Genomic DNA, 13,567 nt, shown 5'->3' on the forward strand with positions numbered 1-13,567 from the left:
TAATTTTGCGTATACACAGATCAGATTAAAATCAAGTTATGAAAGTCAACTTATCACGGAGTACACTTATTTTCTACAGCATTTTAGCTCCCTTCATTATGTATGGATCATTCTATAATCTTATGGGGCTTATTGCCGGTACCAGTACAATTATTTCATTTGGTGCCTTTTCGCTTTTTGGCTTTGTGCTACTGCCGGCCTTACTTTTCTCTACCTATCGGCAGAATCGTTGTATTATACACAACGACCACATAAGCATCGGAAAAAAAGATTACCCTTTTAGCAGCTATAAGGTATCCATTATTGATAAACAGTTACCATTTGCCCAAAGGCCAATTTTTTCTACATTCAGAAAAAATTATTCAGACTTAACAATCCTGGAAAAATCAACGGGACAAGTTGTTTTTATGCAAGATCTTGATCTTTCAGCTCGGGTCATCGAAAAAATGAAGGAAGCCTTACAGGCATAGATCAACGGCATCAGATTATTTGGCTATTGATCTATTATAGGCCAAGATAGCGCTTTACCAGACTCCCCTTTTAAAGCAAAAGAGAAATGAGAAAGATCTTCAAAACCAAGATCGGGATAAATTTCTTTTAGGATCTTGCGCACTTAACCTATAGCAAGATCCTAAAAGAAATGCAACCACTAATTACACTAAAATAGTTTTTGATTCAAGGTATTCTTCAAGTCCAAAAACACCAAACTCCCTCCCTACTCCCGACTGCTTAAAGCCGCCGAAAGACGCTAAGGGGTCGATATTGCATACTCCAGCACCATCACGTCGATTAGTTCCTGCTTTTTGCCCGCTACAGCGTCTTTTAAACGCCGAAGCAGTGCTATTCGTTCAGAAATGCCGTATTGAGAAAATCCTTTTAAGGCCTGTTTTGCCGCCTCAACGGCCAAATACACATCGTATTCATCACCAAGTACAACAGAACCTATGTGCTGGCCATTGGTCGGATTGATCAAATCGAAGCTCTCCGTGCCATGAGGTAGTACAATTTCGCCATTAATTAAAAACCGATTTATCTTTTTCATGATCTTCTATTTTTATCCAAAGTTCACAAAAATCAACCGGTCAAGTTTTGTTGTGTAGCTCAAAAATACATTGTTGTATGGCTCATGTCTATCGTGTTACAGGCGCGATTCATCTTAACTCTTTTTATAGTGCAGCCACCATTCATCCAGCTGCTCAATAATCGGCAGCAAAGTCTTGCCCATTTCGCTCAGCTTATATTCTACACGCGGTGGTGATTCTGCATAAATCTGTCGGCAAAGGATACCATCGCGCTCCAGTTCACGCAATTGTACGGTCAATGTGGTCTGCGCCATATCAGCCATCTCCCTTCGCAATTCCCCGAACCGTTTAGGGCATTTTTTTGCAATGGCTTTGATAAGTAAAACCTTCCATTTTCCACCAATGATCTTGAAAATACCATTGACATCACAACAACTTCCAAAAAATTCACTTTTTTTTTCATCCATAATCACCTCATACTGACCATTAGTTCATAAAACCATACTAAGTACATCATTTATAACTACTTGACTATAAAAAATATCCAAACTACTTTTGACTATAAAATTATCAAAAACTTTGGCTATATGCGCTTCCGAATTAAAGATTTGCTTCACATTTTTATCCTATCCATTGGCATCTTTTTGTTTGTCATCGATCTATTCATTATCAATGTTTCCCTACCGACCATACAACAAGCCCTGGATCTGAGCAATAGTGCAACCCAGTGGATCATCATCTTATACATTATTGGTTATGCCAGCCTACTGATCAATGCAGGCAATGCCGGAGACTATTTTGGCAAAAAAAAATTATATGTCATGGGTATGGCCGGTTTTACCTTTGCATCAATTTTATGTGGGCTGTCAACCAATATCTACCTTCTGCTACTGGGGAGATTACTGCAAGGGATTAGTTCAGGTATGATGGTACCACAGGGTATCGCTCTGATCACTGTGCTTTTTGAAGACGCCTCAAAGCGATCTATGGCCTTGGGGATATATGGTAGCATCGCAGGTATTGCCTCGGTGATCGGACAGCTGCTCGGGGGGTTACTTCCCGATCAGTCCTGGATTCATGAAAGCTGGCGCCTTATTTTCTTAATTAATATTCCAATAGGTATCCTCGCCTGTATCGCTGCTTACTGCTATGTCCCCCGGGACCAGCCAAACCCCAGATCCACAATTTCGTTTATACCGATGCTGAGTTTATTTATACTCTTGATGGGCATAATATCTCCGTTGGTCATGGGCCCTGAGCTGCATTGGCCGATCTGGTCTATCCTATTGCTGGCAGCTGCACTTATCTTTACACTATTATTCCTAAAAAAGCAGAAGAAACTATACAAAACGGGACAACAGTCGCTTTTTAACTTCTCCCTTTTCCGCAACAAGGTTTTCAATCTGGGACTGATTGCGGCATTAGCGTATTACATGGTTCAAGATGCTTATTTCATTATTAACTCTAATTATCTACAGCATCACAAAAGCTATACAGCAACAATGACAGGCATCGCATTCGTCTATCAGGGTATAGGCTATGTTGTTGCCAGCATCATGGTCAGCAGGTTTATTCAACGCCATGGCAAAGCCGTTGTACTCATCGGACTGGGAATAATGGTTATGGGCCTATTTCTTCATTTACTTGTTCTCAATAAGGTAAATGTCGCAAGCGATCAGCTTCATCTGCTCTTTTTCTTTTATGGGCTTGGCTGTGGTAGTGTCCTACCATCCCTGATGACCCTAGCCTTAAAAGATCTCAGCAAGGGATTGATCGGCGTGGGATCCGCGATTTACCTTACCGTACAGCAACTGTCCATCTGCCTCGGTATTACATTTGTTGTCGGCCTGTTCTTACATGAAAATGGGAATTCCTTTTTCCGGCTGAACAATATTATTGTAGCTTACGGCTCTGCTACCACAGTATCTGTTTTATTATTGCTATTGGTTGCCTGTTGTATTATCTTCTTACCCGCAACTGGGAAAAAGAAGCGTAACGTTATTACCGCTCAGCAAAAGCATGACTGTGAAGTCTAATAATACCATGAAGTATAGGAGTAAAGAAGACTACATTAGTCTTTTGGTTCGTATTTTTTAAACAGGGCGTAGTCATAAGGGATGTGCATACTTAAAGATTTGGCTTCCCATGTATCGCCTCCATCGGGAAGATAAAAATCATAGGCATTGTCCAAGAAATTCTCCCCATCAGGAGCTTCCTGCCAATGTTTCTTTTCCCGATTATAGAGTAATATCATGCAGCTTACACAGTGTTTGTTGCCCTCTTTATTGGGGTTTTCATAGCATTGTCCAATTTTAATATTCAACTTTTGCTGAATGATCACGTCTGTCAATCGTCTATTTGTAAGGTAAATTAAAGCTAATTGCGCATCTTCATCTGTTGGAGTCTTCTTTGCGGGGATCAGTTTATCGAATTGAGCATTTTTAATCCTCTCCATTTCTGCCGATTTGAATTCGGGAGGAAGAAGATTGGTATCGATAGGCCGGAAGTCCTCTGCATCAGCTACCCTGGTGACACCGGGTTCCAAAGAGACTTTTCGGTCTGCAGTATCAGCATCCAAAGCCGCTGCTCCTCCATCATTTTTATCAAACACTTGAGCAAGATCTGACAGATGATGTCCGATATGGTTAAAACCAACAACATAGCGTAAAAAAACAAAACCTAAGGCAAGCACAGCAAAGCCTATTATTAAGCCTTTCTTACTCCCCGCCCTCTTGCTTTTGTCCCGTTCTACTTCCAAAAAAGAAGACGGTTCAGGCTCTCCCCTGGCTGAAGTTTCGCTATTGGACATTTCGTCGTAATCAACTAAGAACAGGTCTTTGCCATCAAAAAGATCTATATCACCTTCGTCAAATAGTTGAACAATATCACGGGCCGTTTTAAATTTTACATTTGCACGGTTGGCGATCAGGTCAATGGCACCGTCGCGATCATCTTGTTTGATCAAATCGATGATGATTTCTTTTTCGATTTCAATTTTATTAACGAGAATATTTTTGTTCATCTAATTTTATGTTCTTTTCAGGTGATTCCAGTTGTCGTACCTACTTTACGCATTTCAAAAATGAGATTAATAAATGGAAGATCAATGAAAATTTCGTCCTTTATAAAAAACCTGTGTTACCTGCTCATCTTCTTCGGCCAGATTTTTCAATAAACCAGACATATCAAAGCAGCGTTCGGCAATAATATGGATCACTTCACCTTCAACCTGTACTTTACCAGCGACCATAAATAATTTAGCCCGGAGGATTTCTTTTCGGTATTTTTCAAATACTTTACTCCAGATGACCACATTTGCAAAGCCTGTATCATCTTCAATAGTAACAAATAACACGCCCCTGGAAGTCCCCGGACGCTGCCGTACGGTAATCAATCCACAGACTTTAACAGGCATATTATTTTTTATCAGCCCTAATTTTTCAGTTGGAACAACATGGAGCAAGTCTAATTTGTCACGTAGGAAACTCACCGGATGTGCTTTGATAGACAGCCCCGTTCTTGCATAATCCGCTACGACATGTTGGCTGGGGCGCAACAAAGGTAATTCAATCTGCCCTTCAGCAGTTGATGATGAAGGTTTTCCTTCGAATATACCAATGGGGCGATCACCCAAAGCTGTGATTTCCCACAGTGCTCGCCTACGGTCGATGCCAAGCGAACGAAAGGCATCTGCCTCGGCTAAACGTTCCAGTCCCGACAGGGATACTCCGGCTTCCATCATCGCCGTGATCGTCGAATACCCCTGTTTACGCCCTTTGGTCAACACCTGTGCCTCTTCTTCCGAAAAGCCTTTAATCTGACGAAGGCCTAAGCGCAGGGCATGTTGTTTGCCCATATCACCTTCTAGGGTGTTATCCCAAAGGGAATGGTTGATATCTATTGGGAGAACGTTCACCCCATGCCGCTCGGCATCAATAACGATCTGTGCCGGTTGATAGAATCCCATAGGCTGGCTATTGAGCAGGGAAGCCGCAAAAATATCGGGATAATGGCATTTTATCCATGAAGAGACATAGACCAGCAGTGCAAAAGAGGCCGCATGGCTTTCCGGAAATCCATAACTTCCGAATCCTTCCAGCTGGCGAAAGACGCGCACGGCAAACTCTTCCGTATACCCTTTCTTCACCATGCCATCGATCATCTTCTGCCTGAAAAACGACACCTGTCCTTTTGCTTTAAAAGTTGCCATACTGCGTCGCAGTTCATCCGCTTCGGCGGGTGTGAATCCAGCTGCAACAATTGCAATCTCCATGGCCTGTTCCTGAAAAAGCGGAACCCCTAAGGTTTTTTCCAGAATTGCTCTAATTTCCTCTTTGGGATAGTCCACGCCCTCTTCTTTGTTACGCCGACGCAAATAAGGATGTACCATATCCCCCTGTATCGGTCCCGGACGTACGATGGCCACCTCGATAACCAGATCATAAAACTCCCGCGGCTTTAACCGCGGTAGCATGGACATCTGCGCCCGGCTCTCAATCTGAAATACGCCCAATGTATCGGCGTGACAGATCATATCATACACCTTCGGGTCATGGTCAGCGCCAATGCCTGCCAAAGTCAGATCCAGTCCATAATGTCTTTTGGTAAGATCAAAGGCCTTCCGGATACAGGTCAGCATGCCCAATGCCAATACATCCACTTTCAGGAAACCCAGCGCCTCTAGATCATCTTTGTTCCACTCCAGGTTGGTCCGGTTATCCATACGCGCATTCACAAGCGGACAGAGTTCATGGAGATTGCCCTGGGTAATGACAAAACCGCCTGTATGCTGCCCCAATTGCCTTGGAAACCCAATATACTGATGGGTCAGTTCGAGCACTTTACGTAAGTGCGGATCTTCGGGATTAAATCCCTGCTCCATTAAACGTTCCAGATCAATATCCTCATCCCAATGACTGCTTACCACACCCGCCAAACGGCCAACGGTATCCATGGATAGCCCCATCGCTTTTCCAACATCCCGAACTGCCCCTTTAGCCCGTACCTGCGTCACTGTGGCCACAATAGCCGCACGGTTGCGGCCGTATTTTTCATAGATATACTGGATCACCTCTTCACGGCGTTCATGTTCAAAATCAACATCTATATCCGGTGGTTCATCCCGGGCATCAGACATAAACCGGGCAAAGAGCAGCCTAAACTCAGCAGGGTTGACCGAGGTAATGCCCAGACAATAACAAATGGTAGAATTGGCAGCCGAACCGCGTCCCTGGCACAAAATACCCCTCTCTTTTGCAAAACGTACATAATCATAGACGGTCAGAAAATAAGAAGCATAATTTTTTCGTTCGATAAAATCAAGTTCCATTTGGATGGTATCACGAATGGCATCGGGGATCTGGTCATCAAATCTACTCTTTGCCCCCTTCCAGGTCAAATAAGCCAGTTCTTCCTGTGCAGTACGTCCATTGGATGATAATTCATCCGGATAAACATATTTTAAATCGTCCAGCGAGAAACAGCATGCTGCTGCTATTTCCATCGTCCTGGCGATGGCCTCGGGGTATGGCCTAAACAGGCGCTCCATCTCCGCAATAGGTTTCAGATAACGCTCAGCATTGGGGTATAATTTAAATCCGGCTGTCCGAATCGTACATTTCTCCCGGATACAGGTCAAAACATCCTGTAATTCCCGCCGTTCGGGAATATGATAATGTACATCACCTAAAGCAACAAGAGGGATAGCAAGATTTTCACCCAGTTGCTGCATACGAAACAAGAGCTTTGCATCATCACCACGGTAGAGCCGTTTGACACCTAAATACAAAGTCGTCCCCAATTGCTGCCTGTATTCCGTCGCAAATGCGATAAATTCCCCTTCAAGCTCAAATCTGGCCGTTAATCTGTCGGGGGGACAAATGATAAATTTGATTCCTTCTTTATACTGATAAACATCAGATCTATAGAGCGAGCATTTGCCTTTCTCGGCACGCAGATTACCAACGGTCAATAAGGATGATAAACGTCCATAGGCTTCCTTATCGGTTGGATATGCCAATAGACTTGGGCCATCCTGCAGGTCCAGACGACAGCCCGGGATAAGAGTAATCCCCTGTTTTTTAGCGGCGGTATGAGCCCGAACAATACCGGCAAAACTATTCCGGTCTGTCACCGCAATTTTGTGATACCCCAATGCCGCCGCACGTTCCATCAGTTCCTCAGGATGAGAAGCTCCTTCCAGAAAGCTAAAATTGCTGGTCACCTGTAATTCACAATAGCCCGTCATTATGCAAAAAAACCATGTAAAAACCATTGATTGGGTGTACGGTCATCGTAATGCCCTGAGCGGTAGAGCCAAAATCGTCGGCCTTTATCATCCTCAACAGCATAGTAATCACGGTGCTCCCCCTTATCTATCCACCATTCCCGCTCAATACGCTCGGGTCCATCTGCCTTCTTAACCGTATGGACTTCCCCCTTGTAACGAAATAACAGGGGCGGATAATCCGGAATAGGTGCTGTGACCATAATCGGTTCGGGAATATGTAGTAAGCGGGTGGGGCGAGGTCTGTCAATTTGCCAATCAACAGTAGGTACTTCCTGTGCTGAACTGGCCATTTTCATGGACCGCTCAGGCCAATAATGTGCCGCAGGCAAATAGCGTGAAATTTCACAGGCGGGGTCCCTGCTTTTGAGACGGTCCAATAATTCGGTTAGCAGGGGATTGTCCAGTCCGATACGATGGCTCCATAAATTTTCCTGAACAGGGTCTGCCTCTTCAACTTTGGGAATTTCCAATATAAACAGCTCAATACCTAGTGCTGGTTCTATCTGTGCGATTTTCAGGGCAAATAACTGAAATATATGCTGTTGATGTGCTGTCGCCCGATTGGTTCCGATACTGATCTGCTCTATTTTCCCGTCCACCCGATGGCATTGTAGTACTGCTTCCCGAATACCCTTACCTTCCCCGGTTAAACGTTTACAGATATTGTTTAGCAGCTGCTGTAGGGCAAGTTCGATGCCATTAGCTGTGCGAATGGGTTCCAGACAAGGCAAACGTTCTTCGTAAGGAAAAATAGGTTTTATAGAAACAATAAATTCATCCTCATCTCCGACAGCCTGATCCAGTCGGAGGACTAAATCTTTTCCAAAGCGTCTGCGCAGAGCTGTGCGTGGCATGCGCGCGAAACTTCCGATTGTTTTTAATCCAAGACTTTGTAAACGTTGCAGCACGGTTGCCTCCAGCCGGAGTGCCTGTGTGGGCAAATCCACTATAGCATCAAACTGTTTATCCGCCTCAACAATGGCATTTCCATTTCCAAAACGGGCAATTGCCCAGGCGGCGCCGATCGTATCCGCAATACTTACACGTACGTCATAACCGTAATGTCTAAACCGGGAGACGATATGCTGTAAATAAGATTCTTCTCCCCCCCAAAGATGGGCACAACCACTGATATCCAAAATAATTCCTTCGGGCAGATCTATCGCCACAAGCGGTGTATACCGGATACACCAATGTGCAATATTGCGAAGCAACTTTTCGGTTAATCCGGGACGTTCATTGACCACTTTTAAGGCAGGTAAAAAAGCCTTTGCATCCGCAATGGCCAAACCGGGATACACACCTTCCTGCTCAGCTAAGGCATTACAGGCATTGGCGATCAGCTTGCCATGCGTAGAAACTGCCAATACAAAGGGAATTTCCTTGAGTTGAGGTTGTCCAACAGTCATCCAATCTGTTTTTAGATGGCGAAACCATAAAGAGGCAAATCGTTTTTTCATGCCAATCCCTGATTAACATAAGATTGTTCCCATTCTTCCGTACGCGATCTTGTTTTAGCAACAGGTTCAAAACCGCTCGCAGTCCATGTCATCTGCCATCGCCCCGGATTTCCATTCCGCACTTTAAGTAACTCAATATCCCAGCTTGGATAACCAATTCCCGGTAGCCCATCTTCCAGTTGACTAGGCCGCGAACTAATTTTCCAGCGTGCGGCACAGGCTGTTGCCCCCAATAGCTTCGGATTGTGCTGCAGGATAAACCCTGTCACACCACTTTTCTCCACAGCCAGCTGCAAACGCCGCGACTGTACAAAGTCCAATTGATGTATCTCCGCCAGTACAGCTGTGATTCCCTCACATTTCAGCGCCTCTTCCATTGCCCATAACAGGTCCTTTTCCCTGCCCATACGGACAAAAATGACCTTTTCAGGATCAACACCAAAAGATTTAATGGCCGTAGGAAATAACGTTTGAAAGCCGCTTATCCAAACGCAAATGCCACCGTTTCGCATCAGTTTGCCCAACAAGCCGGCTATAAAACCACAAGAAACGGCACCTCCTATCCGATCAAAACTAACAAATTCATGAATCACTCCACTAGGAAAAATCCCGTTGGGAAAAGCCTCCTCCAATGGGCCAAGCCCCATTGGAAGCACATCAGCTGATTTTTGCTTTATTCCCTGCCATACCAGCAGGTCTTTTTTCAATTGGCCGATTAAAGCTTGTTTTTCTTTTATTTGCATAGCCACCTCCGTCTTAAGTTTAAGCAAATTTAATACTAATATATTTAGTATTAAAACGAAGTTGCTATATTTTTTAGTTTTTAAATATTAAAAAGTAGGATAAGTAAACGTTTCATTCCCAAAGAAACGGGTATTTTCATTAGAAATCATTCAGAAACTGCTGGATAACATCCTTCTTCCTTGTCGCTACCGGAATCATTTTGCCATCTGCCATTTCCAATTGACCATCCTTAAAATATTTTTTGATATAGTTTGCATTGATCAGGTAGGATTGATGGCAGCGGATAAATTCTGTTTCGGGCAGCATGGTTTCGAAGTGTTTGAGTACTTTAGAAACCATCATAGGCTTGTTGTCCTTGATATAAAATGTGGTATAGCCTTTGTCGCCATGGCAGTATAAAATATCGTCGATATTCACAATCTGTGTATATTCAAAAGTACGCAGAGCGATTCTTTTGGGCTTATTTGGTGCCTTTAAATAACTCTCGGCCATATTCAACTGCATGCTATTGAATCTGTATTCTGTATTCTTCTTATAGCATTTTTCAATGGCTTCTATAAATTGCTCAGGCACCAAAGGTTTCAATAAATAGGCGATGGCACCAATATTTAATGCTTCAATGGCATATTGATTGAATGCTGTAATAAAAATCGTATTGATATCCAACTTAAGCTCGGACAGAAAAGACAGGCTCGAGCCATCTTTTAATTGAATATCCGCCAAAATCAAATCGGGATTAGAAGCCAGCAATTCTCGCTCAGCCTGTGCAATGGAAGGGCTATAGCCCACGATCTGAACATAAGGAATGCTATCCAGGAGTGACTTTATATACAAGTATATATTATACTCATCTTCAAGAATATAAACTTTCATAATATTGATTTTTTAGTTAAAATATAAAACAAGTGGAATATAAATTTCGACTTTATAACCACGCTGATCATCGGTATAATTTGGCGTTATTTCAATTCGTGCTTTCGGTTCTGCGTCCGCAAACAACAGCTCCAGTCGTTCTTTCGTAATGATCTGCGATAACGATGTCTTGTGGGAAACCTGTTCTTTATGGACCTGCATCCCCCAGCCATTGTCACAGATGCTGACATGCAATTGATTTTCATGTGCATGAAAAGAAATCGTCAATTGTCCCCTATAGGGCAAGTTCTTAAACGCATGTTCAATGGCATTTTCCACAAATGGCTGTATGATCATTGGCGGAATCATGACATCATCCAGGTCCAGATCATCTGTCTTGATCTGAAAGTCAAATACATCCTGATAACGCATCTGTTGTAAAAGTATGTAATTATTTAATGATTTAATCTCCTGATCCAACGAAATGTATTCTTCCCTGTTCAATTCAAGGATATCCCGAATCTGACGGGACAATAAGAGCAGGTATTGGTTGGCTTTAGCTTTCTGCTCGCTGCTGATCAAGCCCTGTAGATTGGCAATGGCATTGTATATAAAATGTGGATTAAGTTGATTCTGCCTAGTTTTTTGTTCCAAAATAAGCTGCCTATTCTCAGCAAGAATCCGTTGGTTGATATTTTGCAGTAATTTCTGCTTGTTTCTGAAATAGATAAAAAATGCGATACTGAATACCAGGGCCAATAGAATCACAAATATCCAGCGTTGCTGCATCAGGATCTTATGGTTGAAGGCATTAGTGGTTCGTAGCAACGTAATCGCCTGATCTTTTTTCTCCGTCTGGTACTTTGTATTGATATCGTTGATTTTCTCGGCTTCAATCCGTTGCGTACTTTGTTTATAATCTTGAAATGTTGAATCCAGTGCAAAATATGCCCGTTCATAATCTCCTTTTAATGCATATGCTACTTGCAGATTTTTATAATAAAACATCTTATTATGCTTCACTTTATGCTTTTTGATAAATCGGAGACCGGCATTAAAATAAAATATAGCCGAATCCACCTGATTATTGTTCAGAAAATTCTTGCCCAAATTGGCATATACATAAGCATTGAGTGTATTGGAGGCTTGTAGATAGTTGAAATATGTTCGGGATGCTTCTACCGCTTTCGGATTGTTATTGATACTAAAATAATACTGCGCTTGTAGATCGTACATGCGCATGATAATGGCCGAATCCTTTGTTGCATTGGCATAATGCCGGCAACTGTCCAACGTCCCTTTTAGTTTCTCAAAATCATGTAAGGCCATATATTGCATAAATTTCATCTCCTGATAGGCCTGAGAGACATGCGGGTTCGTTTTATTGGGATGATAATGATACCAGGATTCGACATCTTTCAATGCCTGCCGGTAGTCTGCCTGTCGATATTCAGCATTGGCCAATAGATTATAGAACAGAAAAGTAAATACACTTTCATGTGCCAGAGCATACTCCTTTGCATCAATAATCTGTGCCACCATCGTTCCGCTCGTCACATCATGAAAACTGAAATTGGCACGAATCCTCAAATAGTCCTTTAAAACGGCCAAATCCGGAGACAACTTGTGTCCTTCCAGATTTTTTAAGGCAATTTCAACAGAATCTATAGTGTCATCCAATAAATACTCGTAGGCCAACAGAATAGAGCGGTAAGGAGAATGCTCAAAATAACCGTCTTTAAGCAGTTCAGTGCTCTTCTTTTTTACGACAGCGGCACTTTTGAAATCCTGTGTCGAAAGATAGGCCAATAGTACATTTTCATAACTTAGCTCAAGTGAGTCGTTGGTGACTACGGTATTCTTATGCGGATCAGGACTTTTATTTTGATGGCAGGAAAATAGCTGAACGAGCAGTAAAAGTGCCATAAGACAGTGAAATGCTCCCGTTCTATAATTCTTCATCAACATTTTTATTAATTTACTTTTGTTCTTTCTGAATGGCCATCATAAGGCCTTCGTTTGGTTTTAAATAGATACCAGCATTCTTTTCATGATGGCTCCGCCAACAAGTAACCGAATATCGGAATATTCCCAACAAAACAATATATCTGAATTCAAAAATATTTAACTTTCCTGATATTTAAGTATAGCTCTTATTTACGAACAAATATACTGGATCGAACAGTGGTAAATCAAGCGAATTAATAAGTGTATCCTCCGTATCAATATTCGTCATAAAAGGCCCGTTTTCTGAATAAATAGCCTAGTTGCGGGATTTATTTCAATAATTTTCTGTAACAAAAAGACGCCAGCGCATACTCATTGTATAAACTCAAAAACATTAGCCCTTAATGACAAGCAATATCGTATTAAATTTCATCACTTGGGATGTCAGCAGTGATATCTTCATCATACCGATCATCAATCACCGTGTACGTTGGTACGGATTATTCTGGCTACTGGGAATAGTTTTATCTTACAGGGTACTATGCAACCTATTTAAAAAAGAAGGGAGGCCGGTTGAGTTTCTGGATCAGTTGAGTATATACATTGTCCTGGGGACGATAATAGGGGCACGCCTGGGCCATATCTTATTTTATGACCCATCGTATTATTTCAGTAATCCCTTAAAGATCTTTGCAATATGGGAAGGTGGTTTGGCAAGTCACGGTGGTGGAATTGGTATTTTGGCTGCTATTTTCTTTTTTGCAAAGAAAAAGCAGCTTTCTTTCCTATGGGTAGCCGACCGAATTGCACTGGTTGTTCCTGTTGCTGGCGCCTGTATCCGTCTGGGGAATCTAATGAATTCGGAAATCATCGGTACCCCTACAAAGCTCCCCTGGGCTTTTGTCTTCAGGGCTATTGACCCAATCCCACGGCATCCCGCACAGCTGTACGAAGCTTTATTTTGTCTATTGCTATTCCTTTTGTTGAACTACCTCCGGACAAAACCTATCCTAAAAAACAACATCGGAAACTGCTTTGCACTCTTGTTGATCCTATTATTTTCTTTTCGGTTTATGGATGAATTCCTCAAAATCAATCAGGAAGATTTTGAGAGTTCATTGTTCATAAACATGGGGCAGCTCCTCAGTATTCCATTTGTTCTCATCGGATCGGCCCTACTTGTGATCAACAGTCAGCGAAAATCAAAGCAACTATCGCAAAACAAAAGTAAACCTGGAGACAAGCAGGCATGA

General features: G+C 42.5%; 12 protein-coding genes. 3 read left to right on the plus strand and 9 right to left on the minus strand.

The window, feature by feature from the left end; all coding sequences use genetic code 11:
• The first annotated feature begins 38 nt into the window (after window positions 1-38).
• Window positions 39-470, plus strand: coding sequence for a hypothetical protein (locus HMAT_RS07120; protein ID WP_158655654.1), 432 nt, complete (start codon window positions 39-41; stop codon window positions 468-470).
• Between the two features lie 183 nt (window positions 471-653).
• Here the strand turns inward: HMAT_RS07120 and HMAT_RS27710 are convergent, their stop codons facing one another.
• The 3 genes from HMAT_RS27710 to HMAT_RS07130 all read right to left on the minus strand — a co-directional run bounded on the left by HMAT_RS27710 (window position 654) and on the right by HMAT_RS07130 (window position 1,489).
• Window positions 654-761, minus strand: a complete 108-nt coding sequence (locus HMAT_RS27710; RefSeq protein WP_158655834.1) for an aldehyde dehydrogenase family protein — start codon at window positions 759-761, stop codon at window positions 654-656.
• The gene (locus HMAT_RS07125; protein ID WP_104382061.1) at window positions 749-1,042 is read right to left on the minus strand and encodes an aldehyde dehydrogenase family protein; all 294 of its coding nucleotides are present in this window, start codon (window positions 1,040-1,042) and stop codon (window positions 749-751) included. Before HMAT_RS07125 ends, HMAT_RS27710 begins: the two co-directional genes overlap by 13 nt.
• A gap of 114 nt (window positions 1,043-1,156) precedes the next feature.
• Window positions 1,157-1,489 carry a helix-turn-helix domain-containing protein gene (locus HMAT_RS07130; RefSeq protein ID WP_104382062.1) on the minus strand — a complete coding sequence of 111 codons (333 nt, stop codon included), beginning with the start codon at window positions 1,487-1,489 and terminating at the stop codon, window positions 1,157-1,159.
• 120 nt (window positions 1,490-1,609) lie between these two features.
• Between HMAT_RS07130 and HMAT_RS07135 the strand changes: the two genes are divergently transcribed.
• Entirely contained in the window at window positions 1,610-3,058 is a 1,449-nt protein-coding gene (locus HMAT_RS07135) for an MFS transporter (protein WP_158655655.1), read from the plus strand.
• A 35-nt stretch (window positions 3,059-3,093) separates the two neighbouring features.
• Here HMAT_RS07135 and HMAT_RS07140 read toward each other — a convergent pair whose 3' ends face one another.
• The 6 genes from HMAT_RS07140 to HMAT_RS07165 all read right to left on the minus strand — a co-directional run bounded on the left by HMAT_RS07140 (window position 3,094) and on the right by HMAT_RS07165 (window position 12,329).
• Entirely contained in the window at window positions 3,094-4,044 is a 951-nt protein-coding gene (locus HMAT_RS07140; RefSeq protein ID WP_104382064.1) for a hypothetical protein, read from the minus strand.
• Window positions 4,045-4,125: 81 nt separating this feature from the next.
• Complete coding sequence (locus HMAT_RS07145) at window positions 4,126-7,269, minus strand: error-prone DNA polymerase (protein ID WP_104382065.1); 3,144 nt, start codon at window positions 7,267-7,269, stop codon at window positions 4,126-4,128.
• A complete protein-coding gene (locus tag HMAT_RS07150; RefSeq protein WP_104382066.1) occupies window positions 7,269-8,771 on the minus strand; it encodes a DNA polymerase Y family protein in 1,503 nt (500 codons plus the stop codon). Before HMAT_RS07150 ends, HMAT_RS07145 begins: the two co-directional genes overlap by 1 nt.
• Window positions 8,768-9,514, minus strand: a complete 747-nt coding sequence (locus tag HMAT_RS07155; protein ID WP_104382067.1) for an ImuA family protein — start codon at window positions 9,512-9,514, stop codon at window positions 8,768-8,770. The genes HMAT_RS07150 and HMAT_RS07155 overlap by 4 nt, the downstream gene beginning before the upstream one ends.
• Before the next feature lie 139 nt (window positions 9,515-9,653).
• The gene (locus tag HMAT_RS07160; protein ID WP_104382068.1) at window positions 9,654-10,388 is read right to left on the minus strand and encodes a LytTR family DNA-binding domain-containing protein; all 735 of its coding nucleotides are present in this window, start codon (window positions 10,386-10,388) and stop codon (window positions 9,654-9,656) included.
• 12 nt (window positions 10,389-10,400) lie between these two features.
• On the minus strand, window positions 10,401-12,329 hold the full coding sequence (locus HMAT_RS07165) for a histidine kinase (RefSeq protein ID WP_158655656.1): 1,929 nt from the start codon (window positions 12,327-12,329) through the stop codon (window positions 10,401-10,403).
• Between the two features lie 389 nt (window positions 12,330-12,718).
• Here HMAT_RS07165 and lgt point away from each other — a divergent pair, with 389 nt between their 5' ends.
• Window positions 12,719-13,567, plus strand: coding sequence for a prolipoprotein diacylglyceryl transferase (lgt, locus tag HMAT_RS07170; RefSeq protein ID WP_104382070.1), 849 nt, complete (start codon window positions 12,719-12,721; stop codon window positions 13,565-13,567).

Source organism: Sphingobacterium sp. HMA12, from assembly GCF_002933815.1.
Classification (GTDB): domain Bacteria; phylum Bacteroidota; class Bacteroidia; order Sphingobacteriales; family Sphingobacteriaceae; genus Sphingobacterium.

Coding starts and splice junctions, on each gene's coding strand:
- HMAT_RS07160 (WP_104382068.1), bottom strand. CDS start 10,388: ATGAAAGTTTATATTCTTGAAGATGAGTATAATATATACTTGTATATA.
- HMAT_RS07120 (WP_158655654.1), top strand. CDS start 39: ATGAAAGTCAACTTATCACGGAGTACACTTATTTTCTACAGCATTTTA.
- HMAT_RS07130 (WP_104382062.1), bottom strand. CDS start 1,489: ATGGATGAAAAAAAAAGTGAATTTTTTGGAAGTTGTTGTGATGTCAAT.
- HMAT_RS07145 (WP_104382065.1), bottom strand. CDS start 7,269: ATGACGGGCTATTGTGAATTACAGGTGACCAGCAATTTTAGCTTTCTG.
- HMAT_RS07165 (WP_158655656.1), bottom strand. CDS start 12,329: ATGAAGAATTATAGAACGGGAGCATTTCACTGTCTTATGGCACTTTTA.
- HMAT_RS07155 (WP_104382067.1), bottom strand. CDS start 9,514: ATGCAAATAAAAGAAAAACAAGCTTTAATCGGCCAATTGAAAAAAGAC.
- lgt (WP_104382070.1), top strand. CDS start 12,719: ATGACAAGCAATATCGTATTAAATTTCATCACTTGGGATGTCAGCAGT.
- HMAT_RS07135 (WP_158655655.1), top strand. CDS start 1,610: ATGCGCTTCCGAATTAAAGATTTGCTTCACATTTTTATCCTATCCATT.
- HMAT_RS07140 (WP_104382064.1), bottom strand. CDS start 4,044: ATGAACAAAAATATTCTCGTTAATAAAATTGAAATCGAAAAAGAAATC.
- HMAT_RS07125 (WP_104382061.1), bottom strand. CDS start 1,042: ATGAAAAAGATAAATCGGTTTTTAATTAATGGCGAAATTGTACTACCT.
- HMAT_RS07150 (WP_104382066.1), bottom strand. CDS start 8,771: ATGAAAAAACGATTTGCCTCTTTATGGTTTCGCCATCTAAAAACAGAT.